Source organism: Micromonospora sp. DT231 (assembly GCF_049847025.1).
Classification (GTDB): Bacteria; Actinomycetota; Actinomycetes; order Mycobacteriales; family Micromonosporaceae; genus Micromonospora.
This window is the reverse complement of sequence record NZ_JBNCNO010000007.1, coordinates 111,399-133,188: the sequence shown is the minus strand read 5'-3', so window position 1 is coordinate 133,188 and position 21,790 is coordinate 111,399. Positions and strand designations below refer to the sequence as shown.

Annotated in this window: 18 protein-coding genes; 10 read left to right on the top strand and 8 right to left on the bottom strand. The window is 72.7% G+C overall.

Annotated elements, in window-relative coordinates:
* The first annotated feature begins 5 nt into the window (after positions 1–5).
* From ACPXBU_RS19815 to ACPXBU_RS19805, 3 genes are all read left to right on the top strand, one after another.
* Positions 6–2,351, top strand: a complete 2,346-nt coding sequence (locus tag ACPXBU_RS19815) for a hypothetical protein (RefSeq protein WP_425759110.1) — start codon at positions 6–8, stop codon at positions 2,349–2,351.
* A gap of 13 nt (positions 2,352–2,364) precedes the next feature.
* Positions 2,365–3,492 carry a hypothetical protein gene (locus ACPXBU_RS19810; RefSeq protein ID WP_393370947.1) on the top strand — a complete coding sequence of 376 codons (1,128 nt, stop codon included), beginning with the start codon at positions 2,365–2,367 and terminating at the stop codon, positions 3,490–3,492.
* A gap of 136 nt (positions 3,493–3,628) precedes the next feature.
* Positions 3,629–4,399, top strand: coding sequence for an AfsR/SARP family transcriptional regulator (locus ACPXBU_RS19805; RefSeq protein ID WP_425759109.1), 771 nt, complete (start codon positions 3,629–3,631; stop codon positions 4,397–4,399).
* Positions 4,400–4,864: 465 nt separating this feature from the next.
* On the opposite strand, the gene ACPXBU_RS19800 is transcribed toward ACPXBU_RS19805, so the two are convergent.
* From ACPXBU_RS19800 to ACPXBU_RS19770, 7 genes are all read right to left on the bottom strand, one after another.
* Positions 4,865–6,355 (bottom strand): FAD-binding oxidoreductase, encoded by a 1,491-nt coding sequence (locus tag ACPXBU_RS19800; protein WP_425759108.1) that lies wholly within the window; start codon positions 6,353–6,355, stop codon positions 4,865–4,867.
* A gap of 149 nt (positions 6,356–6,504) precedes the next feature.
* A complete protein-coding gene (locus tag ACPXBU_RS19795) occupies positions 6,505–7,233 on the bottom strand; it encodes an HD domain-containing protein (protein WP_425759107.1) in 729 nt (242 codons plus the stop codon).
* Positions 7,234–7,311: 78 nt separating this feature from the next.
* The gene (locus ACPXBU_RS19790) at positions 7,312–8,526 is read right to left on the bottom strand and encodes a Gfo/Idh/MocA family protein (RefSeq protein ID WP_425759106.1); all 1,215 of its coding nucleotides are present in this window, start codon (positions 8,524–8,526) and stop codon (positions 7,312–7,314) included.
* Positions 8,516–10,006 carry a mannitol dehydrogenase family protein gene (locus tag ACPXBU_RS19785; protein WP_425759105.1) on the bottom strand — a complete coding sequence of 497 codons (1,491 nt, stop codon included), beginning with the start codon at positions 10,004–10,006 and terminating at the stop codon, positions 8,516–8,518. Before ACPXBU_RS19785 ends, ACPXBU_RS19790 begins: the two co-directional genes overlap by 11 nt.
* Positions 9,997–11,301: an enolase C-terminal domain-like protein gene (locus tag ACPXBU_RS19780; RefSeq protein ID WP_425759104.1), complete on the bottom strand. Its 1,305-nt coding sequence runs from the start codon at positions 11,299–11,301 to the stop codon at positions 9,997–9,999. The genes ACPXBU_RS19785 and ACPXBU_RS19780 overlap by 10 nt, the downstream gene beginning before the upstream one ends.
* A complete protein-coding gene (uxaC, locus tag ACPXBU_RS19775) occupies positions 11,298–12,731 on the bottom strand; it encodes a glucuronate isomerase (protein WP_425759103.1) in 1,434 nt (477 codons plus the stop codon). Before uxaC ends, ACPXBU_RS19780 begins: the two co-directional genes overlap by 4 nt.
* Positions 12,732–12,755: 24 nt before the next feature.
* A complete protein-coding gene (locus tag ACPXBU_RS19770; protein ID WP_425759102.1) occupies positions 12,756–14,084 on the bottom strand; it encodes a Gfo/Idh/MocA family oxidoreductase in 1,329 nt (442 codons plus the stop codon).
* Between the two features lie 240 nt (positions 14,085–14,324).
* Between ACPXBU_RS19770 and ACPXBU_RS19765 the strand changes: the two genes are divergently transcribed.
* The 7 genes from ACPXBU_RS19765 to ACPXBU_RS19735 all read left to right on the top strand — a co-directional run bounded on the left by ACPXBU_RS19765 (position 14,325) and on the right by ACPXBU_RS19735 (position 20,781).
* Positions 14,325–15,503, top strand: a complete 1,179-nt coding sequence (locus ACPXBU_RS19765) for a LacI family DNA-binding transcriptional regulator (protein ID WP_425759101.1) — start codon at positions 14,325–14,327, stop codon at positions 15,501–15,503.
* Positions 15,475–16,824: an ABC transporter substrate-binding protein gene (locus tag ACPXBU_RS19760; RefSeq protein ID WP_425759100.1), complete on the top strand. Its 1,350-nt coding sequence runs from the start codon at positions 15,475–15,477 to the stop codon at positions 16,822–16,824. The genes ACPXBU_RS19765 and ACPXBU_RS19760 overlap by 29 nt, the downstream gene beginning before the upstream one ends.
* Positions 16,825–16,903: 79 nt before the next feature.
* A complete protein-coding gene (locus tag ACPXBU_RS19755; RefSeq protein WP_425759099.1) occupies positions 16,904–17,881 on the top strand; it encodes a carbohydrate ABC transporter permease in 978 nt (325 codons plus the stop codon).
* Between the two features lie 8 nt (positions 17,882–17,889).
* On the top strand, positions 17,890–18,780 hold the full coding sequence (locus tag ACPXBU_RS19750) for a carbohydrate ABC transporter permease (protein WP_425759256.1): 891 nt from the start codon (positions 17,890–17,892) through the stop codon (positions 18,778–18,780).
* Positions 18,764–19,396: a hypothetical protein gene (locus tag ACPXBU_RS19745; RefSeq protein ID WP_425759098.1), complete on the top strand. Its 633-nt coding sequence runs from the start codon at positions 18,764–18,766 to the stop codon at positions 19,394–19,396. The genes ACPXBU_RS19750 and ACPXBU_RS19745 overlap by 17 nt, the downstream gene beginning before the upstream one ends.
* A complete protein-coding gene (locus ACPXBU_RS19740; protein WP_425759097.1) occupies positions 19,393–20,286 on the top strand; it encodes a PmoA family protein in 894 nt (297 codons plus the stop codon). Before ACPXBU_RS19745 ends, ACPXBU_RS19740 begins: the two co-directional genes overlap by 4 nt.
* A 120-nt stretch (positions 20,287–20,406) precedes the next feature.
* Positions 20,407–20,781, top strand: a complete 375-nt coding sequence (locus ACPXBU_RS19735) for a cupin domain-containing protein (RefSeq protein WP_393370913.1) — start codon at positions 20,407–20,409, stop codon at positions 20,779–20,781.
* A gap of 164 nt (positions 20,782–20,945) precedes the next feature.
* Here ACPXBU_RS19735 and ACPXBU_RS19730 read toward each other — a convergent pair whose 3' ends face one another.
* Positions 20,946–21,722 carry a hypothetical protein gene (locus tag ACPXBU_RS19730; protein WP_425759096.1) on the bottom strand — a complete coding sequence of 259 codons (777 nt, stop codon included), beginning with the start codon at positions 21,720–21,722 and terminating at the stop codon, positions 20,946–20,948.
* Between the last annotated feature and the right edge of the window lie 68 nt (positions 21,723–21,790).

The window sequence follows — 21,790 nt, the reverse complement described above, 5'->3', positions numbered from 1 at the left end:
GACCGATGACCGACATCCGGGTGCCGGTGGACGGCGCCGACCCGTCCGTCGAACGCAACCTCGTCGACCAACTGGAGGGCCCGTACCCGGGCACCGTCCGGCGGGTGGTGGTGCCCCTGGCCGGCACCGGTACGGCGGTGGTGGACTGGACCAGCCGGCATCCGCTGCTCACCGTCGTGCTGCGCCGGGACCTCGTCGAGGAGACCGTGCGGGTGACCGTCACGGTGGACCCGGGCGGCGCCGACGAGCGGGTGCTGCCGCCGCTGGTCTTCGCGCCCTGGTCGGCCGCCGGCGCGTCGGTGCCCGCGTACGCCCCGGACACCGCCGACGAACCGCTTGTCGCGTCGTTCCCGGTCGCCGTGACCGTCGAGCGGGCCGTCGACGGAGGCGCCGCCACGGCGGTCACCGGTGCGGCGCTCCCCGGGCTGGTCGAGCTGGCGGTGGTCGAGGGCAACCTGGGCCGGCTGCTCTACCTGGTGTCGTACGAGAAGCACCGGCTGCGGCGCGCGGCCCGGGAGGTGCACGCGTACCGGACCCTGGCGCACGCCCGACGCGACGCGCTGGACCGGATCGGCGCGGACGTCGGGGTGGCCCGCTTCGTCGACGAGCTGGTGCACGAGCCGGCCAGCGGCGAGGTGTACGCCCGCCGGCTGGCCCCGCCGGCCCGCGAGCCGGACACCGCGTACGCCCACCGGCTCGGGCTCTACCGACGGTTCCTGCTGCCCACCCCGGGTGCGGTGCGCCGGCTGCTCAACGGGCCCGGCACGGACACCGACCCGAACGCCGGGCTCTTCGCCGACCTGCCCGGCGGCGCACGGTTCACCGTGCGCGAGGAGGACGACAGGTTCGCGGTGGCGATCCGACTGGTGGCCGCCGGGGATCCGCAGCACCGCACGAACTTCCTCGCCCAACTGCGCCGGGACCGCCTGGTGCTGCCGGCGAACACCCCGCCGAACAACACGGCGCACGCCGGCCGGGCCCTGCCGGGCAGCCGGCTGGCCGAGGTCACCGCGCTGCGGGCCAGCCTGCGCCAGTCGTACGCCTTCGACAGCGCGCACGGCGTCGCGCCGCCGCTGGCCGCCGCCCTGGACCGCGCGGGGCGGGTCTGCCGGGCGCTCGGCTCGACGATCGTGTGGCAGGTGACCCGGGCGCAGGACGACGGGGGTGGCAGCCGCTACGAGCTGGGCCTCGGGGTGGACGTGAGCTCGCCGACCCCCGCGCAGGCCAATGACCTGCGCGACCGGGTGCTGGACACCGGGCGGGCGGTCACCGCCGACCGGACCGCCGAGGCGCTGATCGCCGCCGCCCGCGCACGCGGTGTGCCCACCGTGGCGGCCGACGGCGAGCTGGCGTGGCTGTGGCAGGCCTGCGGGTTGCCCACCGCGCACCGGATCAGCACCACCAGGATGTACCTGTCCCACCTGCCCACCCGGGGGCTGGCGGTGACCGCGCCGCTGAGCGCCACGGTCGGTGCCGACGCGACGGTCGAGGCGCGGTTCCACGCGCCGGGCGACCCGGGCGGCAACGCGCTGCTGCTGGCCGGGTTGGTCGCCGCGGCGTCCGCCTGGACGGGTGCCGGGGAGCCGGCGTGGACACCGCTTACCGACGCGGCCGCCCGGACCCGGTGGGCGGCGGTGCCGACCCGGCCGGCGGGGCAGCCGGTGGACCAGGTACTGGCCGCGGCCGGCCTGCCGGCGGTGCGGGACCCGGCGTCGGTGGTGGCCGCGCTGAACCAGTTGCCGGACGAGTTGGTGGAGACCATCGAACTGCCGGCGGCGTTGGCCACCGCGCTGATCGCCGGCCAGCCGGCGGCCGGTGACCGGCTGGCCCGGCTGGTCGGGTTGCTGCGCGACCAGCACCTCGCCGCCGCGCTGCCGCTCGTCGAGACGGGCAACCGGGTGCTGCTGGTGTGCAGCGTGATCGGCCTGCCGCAGGCCGGGCTGAACCTGGCCGAGCGCCGGGCCACCGGGTTCCGCTGGTACACGGTGGGGCTCGGCGGCGGCACCGCGGAGATCAAGGCGGTCGGCGCGCGGACCGCGCTGCGGCCCACCCACGCCGGGCTGGTCGCCGTGGTGGCGCTCTCCTACGTGCGCACCGGCCGGACCGACCCGTACGAGTTCCGGGTGGAGCTGCCCGACGGGGTGACGGTGACCCTGGAGCAGTACGAGCGGCTGATGAACGCGCTGACGAGGGTCTGCCCGCTCGGCGTGGAGATCAACACGTTCGGTATCCGCCGCGACCACGTCGACCTCGACGCCGACGGCACCGCCGAGCCACTGCGACCGGCGGTGGCCCGGACCTTCCGCACCTTCCAGCAGCGCCGGCACCGCGGCGTGTACGACCAGCTCTGAGAGGGACACCACAATGGCGAGCGAGATCAATTACGACGGGGTGACAGTCACCGAGCTGTACGAGGCATTCACCCAGCACGGCATTCCGGCCTCGGACGCCAGTGTGCTTGTCTCGTCCTGGATCTACGAGAACGTGGGCACCGCGAAGCGGGTGTTCAGCTACGCCGAGTCGTTTCCCGCCGTGGAGCCGGGCTGCGCGCCGCCACCGTTCGCCCGGACCTTCGCGCACACCGACTGGGTCGACGGCGAGGACGTGGTGCAGGCCGGGCAGACCCCGGGGGAGCAGGGCTTCAACGAGCGGTTCCACCGCATCGAACACGACCTGGACCACCTCGGCACCGACGTGGCCAAGGCGTTCTCCTGCATGGCGGCGATGCGGGTGAGTCTGCGGCGGCTGCTCGACGAGATCCGCGCGGAGCTCAACCGGCTGCACTCGACGGTGCACGAGAACAAGGTCAGCCCCGGCCCGTACCAGCTCGAACAGATCCCCAACTACATCGGCACGCTGGACTTCGGCAGGTACATGGGCACCACGATGTTCATGGACAAAAAGGTCAGCATCTGGCAGACCAAGGCCGGCACCATCGTGCTGCCCGCCGTGGAGACCCTCGGCGTGGACGTGGTCGTCGGCCCGAAGGTCCGGGGGGCCGCCTACCTGGAACGCCACGCCGCCGAGAACGGCGACATCCGGCAGCGCTTCCCGCGCGAGGTGAAGCTGACCGAGTTCATCCGTTTCTTCGGCGAGGACGAGCTGGCCGACGGCCGGACGGTCCGCGACGTGCTCAAGGTGCTGCCGGCGGAGAGCGACTATCCGAGCCTGGACGCGATGTTCGGCGAGGTGAGCGAGCGGGAGGCGGCGATCGTCCGGACCACCGTCGGCGCCCAGTCGGCGGTCGCCGCGGCGCTGGGCATCGAGGCCGAGCTGGAGAACGTCGCCGACGCCGACATCGCCATGCTCGCCGGCGTGCCGACCAAGGCCCGGGCGGCGCTGACCCGCGCCGGGATCAGCACCCTCGGCAAGTTGGCCGACACGAAGCCCGAGCAGGTGCTCGCCATCATGAAGGAGGCCGGGGTCCGCGCCGAGGTCGGCGACGCCGCCGAGTGGGCCGGGTACGCCCGGACGCTGAACAAGCTGCGCTGAACGGTCGGGACCGAGTCCGGCGAACGGTTGATCCCCGCCGCTCGCCGGGTCGGTGTGACGACACAGCGCTGGCGCGCCGACAGTCCACACCCGAGCGTGGAACCCGCCACGGGGATCGGGTGCGAAAGGCGCGGGCATGGTTGTTCACGAGGTGACGTACGACCTGCACTCCGCGGTGTCCGAGGCCGCGGCGGGGCAGCCGTCCCGGTACGCGTTGCGGCTGCTCGGCGGGTTCGGGCTGGAACGCGACGGGCGGGTGGTGGTGGTGCCGCAGGGCGCCCGCCGGCTGCTGGCCTTTCTCGGCGTACGCCAGCGCTGTGCCCGCTCGGAGGCCGCCGGGACGCTCTGGCCCGGCTCCCACGAGGACCGGGCGAGGGCCAACCTGCGCACCATGCTGTGGCGGCTGCACCGGGTCACGCCGGAGCCCCTCGTCGAGGAGGACGACCGGCTGGCCCTGGCCGCCGTGGTGACAAGTGACGTGGCCGCCCTGGGCGCGGCGGCGGCCGTCCTGCTGGCCGACGGTTCGCCGGTGGGCGCCGTGCCGATGCTGGCGACGGGTGAGCTGCTGCCCGGCTGGTACGACGACTGGGTCCTGGCCGAGCGGGAACGGCTGCGCCAGACCCGGCTGTACGCGCTGGAAGCCCTCGCCGAGCGGCTCACCACCCAGGGCCGGTACGGCGAGGCGGTGCAGGTGGCGTTGACCGCCGTGCACCTGGAGCCGCTGCGGGAGAGCGCCACCCGCGCGTTGATCGCGGTGCACCTGGCCGAGCGCAACATCAACGAGGCGGTGCGGCGTTTCGAGCTGTTCCGCGCCGACCTGGGTCGGGAGTTGGGCGTGGCCCCGACGCCCTGGCTGGAGCGCCTGGTGCAGGCCGGCAGGTCCGGGGCCGTAGTCCCGTATCCCTGAGCGGCGGCGCCACTCACCCCGACGTCGCGTCCTGCCCCCGACTGCCCTGCCCCCGCCCGTCCGGCCCGCCTCGCCCCGTCCGGCCCGCCTCGCCTGGCCAGCTTGCCTCGCCCCGTTCGGCTCGCCCCGTTCGGCCCGCTTCGCCTTGTCCGGCCCGCTTCGCCCCGTCGACTTGCCCCGTGCAGCCGGCCCCACGGGCCAGGCGACCGTCGGCGGCCGCCCAAGGTGGGGTGGGGAGGGGCTGCCCAGAAGGTGGGTTGCGGCAAGGCAAGGCAAGGCAAGGCGGGGATGGGGTGGGGCCGCACGCAAGGTGGGGTGGGATGGGGTGGGGCCGCACGCACGGTGGGGTGGGTTGGGGTGGGGCCGTGCGCAAGCTGGGGTTGGGTTGGGGTGGGTTGCTGGGTGGGCGAGGTTGGTGGTGGCCGGCGGCGCGGTTCGTGTCACCCGCGCCGCCGGCCGCCGGGATCAGTGGGTCGCCGGCGGGATGCTCTGCTCGTACTGGAAGACGTTGTGCGGGTCGTACTTCGCCTTGATCTTGCGCAGCCGCGGGAAGTTGCGCCCCCAGTAGGCCTCCTCCCACTCCGCCATGCCGATGTTCGGCACGTTGACGTAGGCGCCGTCCACGTAGGGCCGCAGCGCCAGGCTGAACTCGGCGATCCAGGCCTGGGCGATCGGGGTGACGGCGTCGTCGCTGTCCGGTTCGCCGCGAGTGCCCCAGCCCGCGCCGGGCTCGGAGTAGAAGAGCGAGTCACGGTGCGGGAACGCCGCGCCGCCGAAGGGCTCCTGTCGTTGGGCTCCCCGGCCGAAGGCCTGGGCGAAGAAGTTGCTGTCCGGCGACGGGGCCTTCTCCATGAACCGGCGGACGATGCTGATCGCCTCTGCCGGGAAGGGCTCCCTGGTGAACTGGGAGTAGAACTTCCACTTCCCCGGATCTTCGTCGCTCGGGACCTGGAATCCGGCGTACGTCTCGCCCCAGCCGCCGACCTGCACGACGACCTCGGGGTTGCCGATCGAGAGGAGCGGCTCCAACAGCCTCCTCGCCTCGGCCTCCGAGCCCTCGGCGAGCACCGCGAAGAACAGGATCTTGTCCGGGTGGACCTCGACCTGGGTGCCGAGACGAGGGTCGGCGAACGGTCCGGTGTGCTGCCAGGTGTCGAAGACGTCGTGCAGGTTGTCGAGGCCCGGCCAGGTCGCCTGCAGGTAGGCGACGCTCTCCAGCGGAGCCACCTGGTAGGTCAGGGACGTGACGATCCCGAAGTTGCCGTTTCCGGCGCCGCGCAGCGCCCAGAGCAGGTCCGAGTGGTTCCACGGGTCCACCTGGAGCACCTTGGCGCCGTCGGCCCCCGCCGCGACGACGATCTCCACGCCGATCAGGTTGTCGCAGGCCATGCCGATGTAGCGGGTGAGGAAACCGAGACCGCCCCCGAGGGTCGCACCGGACAGGCCGACGGTCCCCTCGCCGCCGGTCGTCGCCGCGAGGTCGTACTCCCCGAGTGCGGCGACCGCCTCGGACTGGGTGAGCCCCGCGCCGAGCTTCGCCTTGCGGGCGGCGGGGTCGATGTGGACGTCCTTCAGCTCACTGACGTCGATCACGATGCCGTTGTCGACGTTCGACCAGCCTTCCAGGCTGTGCCGGCCGCTGCGTACCCGCAGCGCGACGTCGTGCTGCCGGGCCCAGGTGAGGGCGTTGACGACGTCCTGGGTCTCCTGGGCGAAGACGATCACCAGCGGGTAGCGCACGAACAGTTCGTCCCAGCCGAGGCTCGCCTCCGCGTAGTTCGGGCTCTGGGGACGGACGATCCGGCCGGTCAACGTGGCGGACGGGAACTTCTCACCATCCAGGGGCGGGCCGTCCGCCGCCACCGCCGAACCGCCGGCGATCACGCCGGGGAGGGCGACAGCTCCGGCGCCGACAGCCGTCGCCTTGAGCAGGTCGCGGCGAGTGAGGTCGCGCATGGTCGGAGTCCTCTCGATCGGGGTCGCGTCAGAACGTCGATGGAGAGGACTTCTGCCCCTCAACTGACGCAAAACCACCGTAATGCCGCAGGTGGCGGCAAAGATCCGAGAACTTGTCACGGAACCCTGTCGGGTGATGTGGCCGCAGGTCAGTTGGGGTGCGCGGGCTGGTCCAGGATGGCGCTGAACCGCTCCTCGGCGAGGTCGAGCTGGCCGAAGATGTGCCGCTTCACCACGGCCGACAACGGCGTGTCCGGCCGGCTGATCAGGTCGCGGAAGAGCGGCACCAGCGGCCGGTACTTCCGGGCCGACGAGACGACCTTCGGCCCGACCGTGTGGATCACCCCGACGCCGTTGTCGGTGAAGTCCGACACCTTGATCACCCGGGCCCAGGGCTCGCGGTCCAGGCTGACCGCCAGGTGCTCCCGGTACTGCGCGTTGCGGTCCCGCTCGGGGTCGTACACCGGGTTGGTGACGGCGGCGACGAGCGTCGCGACGCGCGTCCCGAACCGCGCGGCGAGCGCGGCCAGCGCGGCCCCGGTCGGGTCGGCGCCCCCGTCGCCGTCGGCCAGCTCGACCGGGTGGTCCTCGACCGCGTCGTGCAGCAGGCCGGCGACGATCACGTCCACGTCGCGCACCTGGTAGTGGTGCATCAACCGGATCGCCACCCGCAGCAGGTGGTTGAGGTACGGCTCGCGGACGCGCCGGTCGTCGCGGTGCAACTCGGCGGCGAGGTCCAGCGCGGCGGTCAACCGCTCGCGGGCCGCGTCGTCGAACTGCCGGACCTCCAACCGGAAGCGCTCCAGCAGGCCCGGTTCGCCGTGGATCTCGGTGATCGCGTGCATCGGCATGCTGCCCAGGTGCGGCGGGAAGTCCATGCGTCACTTATAGCCGATCTTCCCCACATCGATGAGCCCTTACGTCGCCGACCCGACCGGCGAGCCGGCGTCGGTCGGCTATCCCGCCAGGTCGGCGCGGTACGCGGCGGTCGCCCACGGCACCGCCAGCTCGCTCGGAAGCGCCCCCCGCTCGGCCGCGCGGCGCAACACGTCCACCACGCCCCGCAGGTGGCGCACCCGTTGCCCACCGTCCCCGACGACGCTCACCAGGTCGCCGTCGAGCAGGTGGGGCTCGGGGGCGGCCCGCAACGCGTCCAGCACGGCGGTGAACGGCGCGGTACGGGCCAGCGGGGCGATCAGCGGCACCCCCGACGGGTCGATCCGGTGCGCGAGCAGGTTCTCCAACAGCCCCCGCCGCCCCGGGACCTGGCGGGTGACCGCGTCCCCGGGCAGCCGCAGCCGGTCCGTCGGATACTCCAGCACCGCCTGTCCCGCCGTGCCGGTCACCGCCACCTCGCCCGCCACGAACTCGTCGGCGGCCAGGGTCGCCGCCACCAGCACGGGCGGGCCGGCGCGCAACCGGATCCGCAGGACGGCGGTGTCCTCCACCTCGATCGGCCGGACCCGGTAGCGCTCCACCTCGATCGTCACCGGCCACGGCGTCACCCCGCCCAGCGCCTCGGCGACCGCCAGGCACTGCATCACCGCGTGCGCGAGCGGGTTGACAAGCGCGCCGTCCAGCACCGGCCGGCCGTCCAGGCTCCGGCGACCGGCCCAGGGGGAGCGGACGTAGTAGGCGTCCGGCCGTTGCCAGGCGGCGACCGTGGACATGCCGGTGACCGTGCCCAGTCGGTCCCCGGCCAGCGCGTCGGTGAGCGCCGTGAGCGCCGCCGAGCCGAGCGCCTGGAAGCCGACCTGCGCCACCCGGCCGGCGGCGGCGAGCGCCCGGGTCAGCTCCTCGTGCTCGGCGAGCGACAGCACCGGCGGCTTCTCCAGCAGCAGGTCCGCGCCGCTGGCCACGACGTCCCGCGCGATCGCCAGGTGGGTGTGCGGCGGGGTGCAGATCACCACCACCTCCGGCCGGGTGGCGGCGAGCATCGCCCGGTGCTCGGTGAACACCTCGACCCCGGGCGGCACCGGCGCGGCCGGATCGTCCTGCACCGGCCGGACGTCGACGAGGGCGACAAGCCGCAACCGGCCGGTGGCGTGCAGGCCGGCGATCACCCGCCGGTGCGAGCGGCCGTGCCCGTTCGCCCCGACCACCGCCACCCGGGGTGGCGACGGCGTCGCCCGACCGCTCACCGCGTACCCACCGGCCAACTCACCGGGCACCGGCCAGGGTGGCCTCGACGCCGTGTCGTCCCAGCGCGGTCAGCCAGGCGATCACGTCGGCGCGGACCTCGTCGTCGCCGGCCACCTCCGCCGGGAAGATCTCGCGGAGCGCGAAGACGGCGTCCACCGCGCCGGCCGGGGTCTGCGCGCCGGCGTCCAGGGCGGCCCGGATCGGCCCGGCGAGGGGGTCCTGCAACGGCAACGCCCGGCCGTCGTCGGCGTACCCCAGCGCGAAGCGCAACCAGGACGCCACGACCAGCGCGCCCCAACGTGCGGACCGGCCACTCGCGCGCAGGTCGACGATTGTGTGCAGGACGCGTTGCGGCAGCTTCTGCGAGCCGTCCAGAGCGACCTGGAGGGTGCGGTGGTGGATCGCCGGGTTGCCGAACCGGGCGAGGACCTGCTCGCCGTAGTCGACCACCCGGACCCCGTCCGGCGGGGTGAAGCTGGCCGCGACATCCTCGGCGATCAGCCGGCGCAGCACGTCGGTCAGGTGCGGGATCTCCAGCGCGTCGGCGATCGTCTCCCGCCCGGCCAGCGCGCCCAGGTACGCCACGGCCGAGTGCACGCCGTTGAGGGCGCGCAGCTTCAACCGCTCCCACGGGCCCGCGTCACCGGTCAGCACCGCGCCGGCGTGCTCCCAGCCCGGCCGGCCCCCGGGGAAGTCGTCCTCGATCACCCACTGCGCGTACGGCTCGGCGGCGACCGCGGCCAGGTCGGTCACGCCGAGCGCCCGACGGGCCGCCTCGATCGTCGCCGGGGTGCTGGCCGGCACGATCCGGTCCACCATGGTCCCCGGGCAGGTGACGTTGCCGGCCACCCACTCGACCAGCCCGGCGGGCACCCCGTCGGCGCGGCCGACCGTCTGGTCGAGCATGCCGCGCAGCCGTCGGCCGTTGGCCGGCAGGTTGTCGCAGCTGACCAGGGCCACCGGTCCGGCGTCCGCGGCGGCCCGCGCGGCCAGCCCGCGCAGCAGCAACCCCGGCACGGTGGTCGGCGGCCGGCCGCCGGCCAGGTCGGCGGCGAGCGCCGCGTCCGGGGACAGTTGGCCGGTCACCGGGTCGAGCTGGTAGGCCTTCTCGGTGACGGTGAGCGTCACCACCCGCACCGCCGGGTCGGCGAGCAGCGCCACCACGGCGTCCGGGTCGTGGGGAGCGTGCCGTACGGCGCTGAGCGCGCCCACCACCCGGGTGCCGCTGCTGGCCGCGGAGAGGGTGCTGACACTGAACAGGTTGTCCTGGGCGGCGAGCGCCTCGACCACCGCGGCACTGCGCGGCGCGACGGCCACGATGCCCCAGTCGCCACCGGCCGCGCCGACCGCCGCCTCGGTGTAGACGGCCTGGTGCGCCCGGTGGAACGCGCCCAGCCCCAGATGGACGATGCCGGCCGGCACGGTGCCCGGCCGGACCAGGGGGCGGGCCTCGACGGGCAACCGGCGCAGCACGCCCAGGCCGAGTCGGGCGCCGACGGTCACCGCCATGCCGGACCGTCCGGGAAGCGGAACTCGGCGATCGACGCCGGCTTCATGGTGGCGCTGTAACCGGGCCGCTCGGGCAGCAGATAGCGGCCACCCCGGGTGCGGACCGGGTCGACGAAGTGCTCGTGCAGATGGTCGACGTACTCGATCATCCGCCCGTCCAGGCCGGTGCCCACCCGCAGGTAGTCGAAGATCGCCAGGTGTTGGACGTACTCGCAGAGGCCGACGCCACCGGCGTGCGGACAGACCGGCACCCCGAACTTCGCCGCCAGCAGCAGCTCGGCGAGGACCTCGTTGACGCCGCCGACCCGACAGGCGTCGATCTGCATCACGCCGATCGCCTCGGCCTGCAACAACTGCTTGAAGACCACCCGGTTGGCGGCCACCTCACCGGTGGCGACCCGGCACCGCCCACCGGTCAGCTCGTCGACCGCCCGGGCGATCCGGGCGTGGCCGAGGATGTCGTCGGCGTGGGTCGGCTCCTCGATCCAGTACGGATCCACCTCGGCCAGCGTCGCCATCGCGGTGATCGCCTCGTCCACGTCCCAGACCTGGTTGGCGTCCATCATCAGCAGCGCGTCCGGGCCGATCTCCTCCCGGATGATCCCGGCCCGACGCCTGTCGTCGGCGAGCGGGCCGCCGACCTTCATCTTCATCGCCCGCCAACCGTCGGCGTACGCCTGCCGGGTCAGCGCCCGCACCTTGTCGTCGGGGTAGCCGAGCCAGCCGACCGAGGTGGTGTACGACGGGAAACCGTCGCGTTCGAGGGTGGCCAACCGGTCGGCCAGGCCATCGCGTCCCTTGTCCAGGATGGCCGCCGCCTCGTCCGGGGTGAGCGCGTCGGTGATGTGCCGGAAGTCGACGCTGGCCACGAGGTCGTCGGTGGGCAGCTCGGCGAGGAACCGCCACATCGGCTTGCCGGCCAGGGTGGCCCGCAGGTCCCAGACCGCGTTGACCAGCGCGCCGGTCGCCATGTGGATGACGCCCTTCTCGGGGCCCAGCCAGCGCAGTTGCACGTCGGCGCTGAGCGATCGCCAGAACGCGACCGGCTCGGTGACGATCTCCTCGATCGTGCGTCCGCTGACGTGGTGGGCGAGCGCCCGGACCGCCGCGCAGGTGATCTCGTTGCCCCGGCCGTTGGTGAAGGTGAACCCCGCGCCGGTCGGGCCGGCGTCGGTGCCCAACTCCACGTACGTCGCCGAGTAGTCGCCGCGGTTGACCGCGTCGGAGCCGTCGCCCCGGGCGGCGGTCGGGAACCGCACGTCGTGTACCTCGACGGAGGTGATGGTGACGGTCACCGGTCCACCCTTCCGAAGTTGAAGGCCCGTTTGGGCAGCCGGTACGCCAGGTCGACGATGGTCTCGGCGGCCTCGTCCATCGGCAGCCGGTGCTCGGCGACCAGCCGGGCCAGGAAGCCGGCGTCCACCCGGCGGGCCACGTCGTGGCGTACCGGGATGGAGCAGAACGCCCGGGTGTCGTCGACGAAACCTGTGGTGTTGTAGAAACCGGCGGTCTCGGTGACCGTCTCCCGGAACCGGCGCAGCACCTCGGGGGAGTCCAGGAACCACCAGGGCGCGCCGAGCAGCACCGCGGCGTACCCGCCCGCGAGGGGCGCCAGCTCGCGGGTGAAGGTGTCCTCGTCGAGGGTGTAGAGCACCAACCGCAGCCGGGTGTCGTTGCCGTAGCGCTCCAGCAGCGGGGCGAGGGCGTGCACGTACTCGGTGGCCTGCGGGATGTCGCCGCCGACGTCGCGGCCGTGGCGGGCGTGCAGCCACCGGTTGTGGTTGCGGACCGCGCCGGGGTGCAGCTGCATGACCAGGCCGTCGTCGAGCGACATCCGGGCGAACTCCATCAGCATGTGCGCCCGGAACGCCTCCGCGTCGGCGGCGTCGGCCGCGCCGCGCCGCCCCCGGTCGTAGAGCCGCTCGGCCTCGGCCGGCGTCAGGTCCAGGGTGCGCGCGGTGGGGTGGCCGTGGTCGGTGGAGGTCGCGCCGGCGGCGACGAACGCGGCCCGCCGGGCCCGCAGCGCGGCCAGATAACCGGCGTACGTGCCGGTGTCCTCGCCGGCCCGCTCGCCGAGCCGGTCCACGTTCGTCGACCAGCCGTCGAACTCCATGTCCACCACGTCGTCCGGGCGGAACGTGGTGATGACCCGGCCGCCCGGCCCGCCCCACCCGTCGGCGGCGAGCTTGGCGTGCTGGCCCAGGTCGTCGAGCGGGGACTCGGTGGTGGCGAGGACCTCGATGCCGAACCGTTCGAACAGGGCCCGGGGCCGGAAGTCCGGCTCGGCGAGCCGGGCCGCGATCTCGTCGTAGAGGGCGTCGGCGGTGCTCGGGCCGAGCGCTGTGTGCACGCCGAACACGGTGCGGAAGGTCTGCTCCAGCCAGAGCCGCGACGGGGTGCCCCGGAACAGGTGCCAGTGCGCGGCGAAGCGTCGCCAGATCACCCGGCCGTCGGTCTCCACCGGGCTGCCGTCGCGGGTGGGCACCCCCAGGTCCGCCGGGGGTACGCCCTGGCTGAGCAGCATCCGGGTCAGGTAGTGGTCGGGCACGATGAGCAGCCGCGCCGGGTCGGGGAAGGGCTGGTCCTCGGCGAGCAGGGCCGGGTCGACGTGCCCGTGCGGCGAGATGATCGGTTGCTCCGCCGCGAGGGCGTACAGCTCCCGGGCCAGCGCGCGCTGGCCCGGTTCGGGCGGCAGGAGCAGGTCGGTGTGGTCGAACGTCGGCACGGAGATGGGCTCCTCGTCTCCTGGTCAGCGGGGGGTGAGCAGGTCGGCGACCCGGACCGGTCGACAGGTCTCGAAGGACCGGTTGGCGGCCAGGCCGGTGAGCAGGGCCGACGCGCCGTCGTCGGCGGTCGCGGCGCGGCCCATCGGGTCGGGTTGACCACCGAGGAGCACAGCGGTCATCCGGGCGTCCGCGCCACCGTGGCCGTGCCGGGTGCGACAGTCGACGGGGATCTGCCGGGGCGGGGCCCAGAACGGGCGCAGGGTGAGTGTCGCACCGCCGCCCTCGGCCGGCGCGTCGGTGCCGTGCAGGGCGGCGCCCTTGACCGCGCCGGCGGTGCCCCGGTCGACGAAGTCGTTCTCGGTGACCTCCAGCTCCAGCCGGCCCCGGCTGCCGTTGACCATCACCCGGTAACCCTCCCAGGGCGCGTAGGCGGTGAGGTGGTACGTCATCGTGGCGCCGGTGGAGTAGCGGGCGAGCACCGCCATGTCGTCCTCGATGGTGACGCCGGGGGCGAAGACGTTGCGGTCCCGCTGGTAGCCGTCCTCGGCCTCGGCGTCGAGGTACAGCTCGCGTAGCCGGGGGTGGGCGTCCAAGCGCAGCGCGAACGGGTCGTCGGCGGCGGCGGGGGAGCCGTGGGCCCGGTCGTAGTCGCGGGCGTAGCCGTGGCGCCGGCCGGCGTCGCCGTAGAAGAAGAGGCGACCGGCCGCGTACACCTCCACCGGTGTGGCTGCCAACCACCAGTTGACCAGGTCGAAGTGGTGGCTGGCCTTGTGCACCATCAGCCCGCCGGAGGTGGCCTTGTCGCGGTGCCAGCGGCGGAAGTAGTCCGCGCCGTGGCGGACGTCGAGCAGCCACTCGAAGTGCACCGAGCCGATCTCGCCGACCGCGCCGTCGGCGAGGAGCCGGCGGACCTGCTCGTGCAGGGGGTTGTAGCGGTAGTTGAACGCGACCGTCACCCGACCGCCGGTCTCCGCGACCGCGTCCAGGATGCGCCGGCAGCGCGGCGCGTCCACAGTCATCGGCTTCTCCGTGATCACCTCGCGGCCGGCGTGCAGCGCGGCCACCACGTACTCGTCGTGGGTGACGTCCACACTGGTGACCAGCACGACGTCCACGTGCTCGGCGTCCATCATCGTCGCGAAGTCACCGGCCGGGTAGGTCGGCACCCGACGGTGGCCCAGCTCGACCAGCCACCTGTTGTGCGTGTCCATCCGGGCCTGGTTGACGTCGGCGAAGGCGACCAGCTCGGCGGTGTCGGCGTGGTCGAGCACCAGGGCGCGGACGAACATCTCCGCGCGTGCGCCGGTGCCCACCACGGCGTACCGGACCCGGCCGCCGGTTCTCGGTGACATGGGGTCGCCTCCCGATGATCCTGCAAAGGTTTGCAGTGAAGTAACCACGATCAATGCAACTGCGTCAATGACGGAGACGTGAACGGCGGTGATTTTCCATCTTTTATGCGGCCCTGGGTCACCGCGAGGAGTGTGCCCGCAACAAAGACGCAACCATTGACCGTTGACACTGGCACAACCGTTTGCATTAATGGGCCACACCCCGCGTGACCGCCGCCACACGCAGACGAAGGGCCAGCCGTGCCAGTCACCATCCGGGACGTCGCCCGAGCCTCCGGTGTGCACATCTCCACCGTGTCCCGCACCTTCTCCGCCCCGCACCTGGTCAACCCGGACACCCGGGTCCGGGTGCTGGCCTGCGCGGAGGACCTGGGCTATCGGCCGAACCGGGCCGCCCGGGCCCTGATCACCGGCCGTACGCACAACATCGGCCTGATCATCGCGGACATCGCGAACCCGTTCTTCCCGCCGCTGATCAAGGCGGCGGAGAGTCAGGCCCGACACCGCGACTACCACGTCTTCGTGGCCGACACCAACGAGGACCCCGCCGCCGAGGAGGAGCTGGTCCACGCCCTGGCCAAGCAGGTGGACGGCGTGCTGCTGTGCAGCCCGCGGATGAGCAACAGCCTGATCGAGCAGCTCAGCCGCGAGGTCGCGCTCGTGGTGGTGAACCGCCAGGTGACCGGCCTGCCCTGCGTGCTGATGGACGTCGGGCGGGGCGCCCGGTCGGCGGTCGAGCACCTGGTCGGCCTGGGCCACCGCCACATCGCGCTGCTCGGCGGCCCGCGCAGCTCGTGGACCAACCGGGAGATGCGCCGCGCCGCGGGCACGGCCGCCCGCGCCGGTGGCGCGGAGCTGACCGTGCTCGGCCCGAACGCGCCCACCGAGACCGGCGGCGCCGCCGTCGCCGAGCAGGTACGACGCAGCGGTGTGTCGGCCGTGCTCGCCTACAACGACCTGATGGCGATCGGCCTCATCGAAGGGTTGGACGCCCTCGGGGTCCGGGTGCCGGGTGAGGTGAGCGTCGTCGGCGTCGACGACATCACCCTGAGCCGGCTCACCAGGCCAAAACTGACGACGGTGGCCACACCCGCCGGGGCCGCCGGCCGGACGGCCGTCGACATGCTGCTGCAACAGGACATCGAGTCACCGCGCGGCGCGCGGGGACCCGGTGCCGGCACGGCGCTCGGCGTCCGTCGTACCACCGCACAGGTAATGCTGCAGACCGACCTGGTCATCCGCGACTCGACCGGTCCGGGCCCGCACGCCCGACCGGTGCGTCCCCCGGCCGCGCCGAAGGGCCCGGACCCGCATTGCCCTGCGGGCCCGGGCGCCCCGACCACGGCCAGCGGTGACGCCGTCGCCTCCTCATGCCAAGGAGTGAGCGCACATGCACCCCGCAACGCCCCCCACCACTGACGCGCCCGTCGGGCGCGATGACCGTACCCCGCTGCCCCGCCGGCGCCTGCTGCGCGGCCTGCTCGCCCTGACGGTGGCCGCGCCGCTGATGCTCGGTGCCGCCGCCTGCGGCGACGACGGCGGCGGCTCCGCCGACCCGAACGCCCCGGTCAAGCTCTCCGTCTTCTGGTGGGGCGGCGACGCCCGGGCCAAGCTGACCGAGGACGCGCTGGCCCTCTACACCACGAAGCACCCGAACGTGACGTTCGAGACGACCTGGCAGGCCAACCAGGGCTACTTCGACAAGCTGGCCACGCTCACGGCCGGCGGCAACCCGCCGGACCTGTTCCAGATCGACGACAACTACCTGGCCGAGTACGCGGCCCGCAACACCACGCTCGACCTGACCTCCTACCAGAAGTCCGGGAAGCTGGACACCTCGAAGTTCCCGGAGAGCCTCTGGCAGTACGGCGTGGTCGACGGCAAGCTGGCCGGCCTGGCCGCCGGGGAGAACACCCAGGGCCTGGTCTACAACAAGACGCTGCTGACCAAGCACAACCTGCCCGAGCCCACCACCGGGATGTCGTGGGAGCAGCACATCGCGTGGGCCGAGCAGGTCACCGCCACGACAAAGGTGCCCGGCACGCAGGACCCGAGCGCCGACTACAAGGCGTTCTGGGTCTGGCTGCGCCAGCAGGGCAAGGACCTCTACAAGGGCAAGGAGGTGGGCTTCACCGCCGAGGACGTGACGAAGTGGTTCGACCTGTGGAAGGGCGCCCGCGACCGCAGGGCCACCCCGACCGCCGACGTCATCCACGAGGGCAACTCCAGCGACGTCACCAAGCAGTTGGTGGTCACCGGCAAGTCGGCGACCTCCTGGGTGTGGGCCAACCAGATGCCCGACCTGAAGAAGAACACGAAGGACGAGCTGGGCGTGATCGCCTATCCCGGTGACCCCAGCGCGCAGTGGGCCCGGGCCTCGATGTACTGGTCGGTCTTCAAGGGCAGCAAGAACAGGGACGTCGCGGTCGACGTGATCAACTTCCTGTACAACGACAAGGAGGCGGTCACGCTGCTCGGCACCGACCGGGGCCTGCCGTCCAACCTGGACCTGCGCCGGGTGGTCAGCGACGACGTCACCGACCCGGCCATGAAGCAGTCGATCGCCGTCGAGGCCGAGCTGACCCAGAAGTTCGGCCCGTCGCCACAGGTGCCGATCAAGGGACACAGCAAGGTCAAGTCCGAGCTGATCAAGGCCGCCGAGAACGCCCAGTACGGCCGGGCCACCACCGTCGAGGCCGCCACGCAGTTCGTCGAGGCCTGCAAATCCGCCATCGCCTGACGCCGTCCCGGTCGGTGTCGACGTCCTCGGCCCGACCGGGGACGTCGACACGGACCTCCTGCGAGGAGAGGAGCCGTTCGTGGCGTTGACCACGGCGCCCGGCCCGACCCGACGCGGCCCCGTCCGGACCCGCGCCGGGAGGCGTGGGCCCGGACGCGTGCGGCACAGCGAAGGTCTGGCGGGGTACGTCTTCCTGTCGCCGTGGCTCGTCGGCCTGATGGCCGTCACGGCGATCCCCATGCTGCTGTCGCTCTACCTGAGCTTCACCAACTACGACATCCTCACCCCGTTCTCCGAGGTGGAGTGGGTGGGGCTGGCCAACTACGAGCGGATGTTCACCGCCGACCCGTCGTACTGGCACGCGGTGCGGGTCACCCTGACCTTCGCGCTGATCGCCGTACCGCTGAAGCTGGCCGCGGCGCTCGGCGTGGCGCTGCTGCTCAACCGCGCCTGGCGCGGCGTCGGGTTGTTCCGTGGGCTGTTCTACCTGCCGTCGCTGCTCGGCGGCAGCGTCGCGCTGGCCATCGTCTGGGTCAACATGTTCAACCGCGACGGGGCGTTCAACTCGCTGCTGAGCCTCGTCGGCATCACGGGCAAGCCGTGGGTCAACGACCCGGACTGGGCCCTGGAGACCCTGATGGTGCTGGCCATCTGGCAGTTCGGCGCGCCGATGGTGATCTTCCTGGCCGGGCTCAAGCAGGTGCCCACCGAGCTGTACGAGGCCGCCGCGGTCGACGGCGCCGGCCGGTTCCGCCAGTTCCGCGACGTCACCCTGCCGATGCTCTCCCCGGTGATCTTCTTCAACCTGGTGCTGGAGACCATCAACGGCTTCCAGGGCTTCACCGCCGCGTTCGTGCTCAGCAACGGCACCGGCGGCCCGGTCGACTCCACCCTGATGTACACGCTGAACCTCTACATCACCGGGTTCACCGAACTCCAGATGGGCTACGCCTCGGCGATGGCCTGGGTGTTCCTGCTCGCCATCGGGGTCATCACCGCGATCTTCTTCAGCACCGGACGGTTCTGGGTGCACTACTCCGACGGGGAGGACCGGTGACGGTGACCATGACCCCGACGGCCGACGTGCCGACCGGACCGGCGACCGCCGCGCGCCGACGCACCGGCGGTCGATCGGTGCTGCGACTGCTCATCCTGGTGGCGATCGTCGCCGTGGTGCTCTACCCGCTGATCTGGATGGTCGGCACCTCGGTGAAGTCCCCGGAGGAGATCGTCAACAACGTCGGCCTGCTGCCGGAACGCTTCTCCCCGGGCAACTACACCGCCGGGTGGTCCAACTTCGACGTCAGCTTCGGCCGGTTCTTCCTCAACAGCGCGATGGTCAGCCTGCTCACCGTCGTCGGCAACGGGCTCTCCTGCCTGCTGGCCGCGTACGCCTTCGCCCGGCTGCGCTTCCGACTGCGCGGGGTGTGGTTCGCCGTCATGATCGGGACGCTGCTGCTGCCCCAGCACGTGCTGATCGTGCCGCAGTACATCCTGTTCCGGACGCTCGGGCTGGTCGGCGGCGAATGGCCGTACCTGCCGCTGCTCGTCCCGCAGTTCCTGGCCACCGAGGCGTTCTTCGTCTTCCTGATGGTGCAGTTCATGCGAGGCATCCCGCGCGAACTGGACGAGGCGGCCCGGATCGACGGCGCCGGCCCGTACGGCATCTTCCGGCACATCATCCTGCCGCTGAGCCGCCCCGCGCTCGTCACCACGGCGATCTTCTCGTTCATCTGGACCTGGAACGACTTCTTCCGCCAGCTCGTCTTCCTGTCCCAACTGGAGGACTACACGGTGCCGGTCGCGCTGACCCTGTTCATCGACTCGACCAGCCAGAGCGCGGTCGGGCCGATGTTCGCCATGTCGGTGCTGTCGCTACTGCCGGTCTTCCTGTTCTTCGTCGCGTTCCAGCGGATGCTCGTCGAGGGGATCAACACAAGTGGCATCAAGGGCTGAACCGGCGACCGAGGCCGCCGGCCGGCGGGACTGGCGTGACGTCGCCCGCGACGCCGCCGACCTGGCGCTGCTGGGCATCCTGCTGACCCTCGCCGCGGCGCCCCTGCTCACCGCGGCGGCGGCGTCCGGCGCCGCCAGCGCGGCGGTGCACGACTGGACGCGTACCGGCAGTTGGCCGTCGGCGCGGGCCACCGTGCGCCGGTTCGGCCGCCTGGTCCTGCCGGGCGTGCCGGTCAGCCTGCTCACGCTCGCCGTGGCCGGGCTGCTCGCCGTCGACCTGGCGTCGCTGGCCACCGGCCGGGTGCCGGGCGGGGCTCCGGCGCTGCTGGTGACCGCGCTTGTCGCGGCCGGCCTGGCCGGGTACGCCGGGCTGGTCGTCGTCGAGGTGGGCGGCAACGGGGGTGGGCGGTGGCGGGCCGCGGCCCGGTCCGCCGCCCGCGCCTGCCTCGACGCGCCCGCCCGCTGGGTCGCCCTCGCCGGGGTGACCGCGCTGGCCGCGCTGCTCGCCGTGCTTGTCACCCCGGTCGCGGTGCCGATCCTCGCCGGGTACACGGTGGCCGCCCTGCACGCCGTCGCGGGTCGGTGGCCGGCTCCCAGCGGCGCGGAGCTGCCGTGAGCACCGGGCGGGAGCCGGCGCGGCTGTGGGTGGGGGACACGGAGGTGGCCCGGTACGTGGTCGACCCGCCGCTGGACGCGCGGCACGGGCCGCGACCGTACCTGCATCCGGTCCGCACCCTGGGCGGCACGGTGGTCACCGACGCGCTGCCCGCCGACCACGTGTGGCACCTCGGCGCCTCCCTCGCCGTGCAGGACGTCAACGGCAGCAACCTCTGGGGCGGGCGCACCTACGTCCGCGACGTCGGCTACACCTGGCGCGAGGACCACGGGCGGATCGCACACACCCGTTGGTCGTGGCGCTCCGCCGACCGGCTGGACCACCGACTGGAGTGGCGCGACCCGCGCGGGGCGGTACTGCTCACCGAAGACCGCCGGATCGGCGCCGTCCCGTTGACCGGCGCGGGACCGGCCGAGGAGCTGTCGGCCTGGCGGCTGGACGTGGACTACACGCTTCGGGCCCCGGACGGGCAGGACGTGCGGCTGGGCAGCCCGGCCACCAACGGTCGTCCCGACGGCGCCGGCTACGGCGGGTTCTTCTGGCGGGCGGTCTCGACCGGGCCCGCGTCGGTGTTCGACCCCTCGGCGACCGGGGAGGAGGCGGTGAACGGTTCCGCCGAGCCGTGGGTCGCCCTGGTCGGGACCGGGCCGGACGGGCGGGCGTACACACTGGTCTTCGGTGGTCTCGGCGACGGCGACAGGTGGTTCACGCGGACCGCGATGTATCCGGGCGTCGGGGTGGCGTTCGCGTTCGAGCGGCCGGTCACCATCGCGGCCGGCACGACGCGGCGGGGCCGGCACGCGGTGGTCGTCGCCGACGGTGCCCTGGACCGCGCCGCCGCCGCTGCCCTGGCCGCGACGACGCCACCGGGCGGGCGTCCCGCGACGTGACCGGGCCGCACGGGTCTTGCTTTCTCGGCATCCTCGCCCCGACGGCTCCGCGGCCACCTATTCTCGGGAATTGCCAACCGGGGCGGGTGCCGCCCGCACGACGGCGTGCAGGAGGCCGAGATGAGTGGGAAAGATCGACCCGAGGGGATCAGCCCGACAGCGGTGGAGGGCGCGCCGGGGCTGTGGCGCGTCGATCTCCAGAAACACGATCTCAGCATTCCCGGACGAGAGGTCATCCAGAGCCGGGTGGAGTTCACCCCCGACTCGCCGCCGTTCAAGCACTTCCATCCCGGTGAAGAGATCATCTGCGTTCTTCAGGGCACCCTGGAATACACGCTCGAGGGCCAGCCACCGATCGTGTGCAATGTCGGCGACGCGCTGACCGTGCCCTACGGCGTCCATCACCAGGCCCGCAACGTAGGCGACGGCATAGCGGTAGAGCTGGCCACCTACGTAGTAGAAAAAGGCAAACCCCTCCTAACCAAGGTGGACTAACCCCCCACCCCCCCACCCCCACCCCCACCCCCACCCCCACCCCCACCCCCACCCCCACCCCCACCCCCACCCCCACCCCCACCCCCACGCCCCCACCCCGACGCGTGCGTCGATCATGAGGTTATAGCTGCGACACGCCGGGCCAGAGGACGATAACCTCATGATCACCGGGGTGGGGGCGTTCCGGACCGGGCCGGCAGGGCGGCCGTCACCCGGACGGCCTTCACGATCGCCGGGATCGACCCGATCAGCAGCACCAGCCCCCAGATGATCGCGATCACCGCGAAGACGAGTGCCGCCACGTCGTCGACGATGCTCACCAGGATCACCGGCACCAGGTTGTGCAGGAACTCCAGGACGACCGTGCACAGCAGGGTGGTGAGGATCAGCAGGACGAGACCCTTGTTCTGCAGGAAGCGTGGCTGGGCCAGCACCAGCAGCCCGGCCCACACCAGTTTGAGCAGCAGCACCAGCCCCAGCAGCAGCGCCGCCTCGCCGACCGGGAAGAACCCCCACAGCGCCAGGTACGCGATCGTGCCGAACGGGACCGCCAGGAACAGCGACACCATGATGGTCAGCTCCACGAACGCGACGAGGAGCGCGACCAGCCCGACGATGATCAGGATGATCGAGAAGATCAGGCTGGCGACGCCCTGCACCCGGCCCTGGACCCGTTCGGGCAGCAGCATGCCCAGGCAGAACAGCCCGGTGCTCCAGACCGCCACCGCGTCGATCAACGCCAGGTAGCCGGTGCCCCGGCCGGACGGCTCGCTGACCCCGGACACGTCGTCGAGGTCGACCTCCAGCGCGCCGGCGCTGTCCGCGAGTGCCGCCCCGGCGTCGGCGCCGCCCAGCAGCAGCCCGGCGCCCAACTCCACGCCGATCACCAGGACGATGGCGAGCATCGCCAGCAACAGGAACGGTTTACGCAGGTCACCCACGGCGACACCTTCCTCTCAGCTCAGGACGTGGTCGCGACGGTCCGGTCCGGACGGGACGGCGACGATCA

Excerpts from the sequence above, each read along its gene's own strand:
- ACPXBU_RS19815 (WP_425759110.1), top strand. The coding sequence starts at position 6 with ATGACCGACATCCGGGTGCCGGTGGACGGCGCCGACCCGTCCGTCGAA.
- ACPXBU_RS19810 (WP_393370947.1), top strand. The coding sequence starts at position 2,365 with ATGGCGAGCGAGATCAATTACGACGGGGTGACAGTCACCGAGCTGTAC.
- ACPXBU_RS19805 (WP_425759109.1), top strand. The coding sequence starts at position 3,629 with ATGGTTGTTCACGAGGTGACGTACGACCTGCACTCCGCGGTGTCCGAG.
- ACPXBU_RS19800 (WP_425759108.1), bottom strand. The coding sequence starts at position 6,355 with ATGCGCGACCTCACTCGCCGCGACCTGCTCAAGGCGACGGCTGTCGGC.
- ACPXBU_RS19795 (WP_425759107.1), bottom strand. The coding sequence starts at position 7,233 with ATGGACTTCCCGCCGCACCTGGGCAGCATGCCGATGCACGCGATCACC.
- ACPXBU_RS19785 (WP_425759105.1), bottom strand. The coding sequence starts at position 10,006 with ATGGCGGTGACCGTCGGCGCCCGACTCGGCCTGGGCGTGCTGCGCCGG.
- ACPXBU_RS19770 (WP_425759102.1), bottom strand. The coding sequence starts at position 14,084 with ATGTCACCGAGAACCGGCGGCCGGGTCCGGTACGCCGTGGTGGGCACC.
- ACPXBU_RS19760 (WP_425759100.1), top strand. The coding sequence starts at position 15,475 with ATGCACCCCGCAACGCCCCCCACCACTGACGCGCCCGTCGGGCGCGAT.
- ACPXBU_RS19750 (WP_425759256.1), top strand. The coding sequence starts at position 17,890 with ATGACCCCGACGGCCGACGTGCCGACCGGACCGGCGACCGCCGCGCGC.
- ACPXBU_RS19735 (WP_393370913.1), top strand. The coding sequence starts at position 20,407 with ATGAGTGGGAAAGATCGACCCGAGGGGATCAGCCCGACAGCGGTGGAG.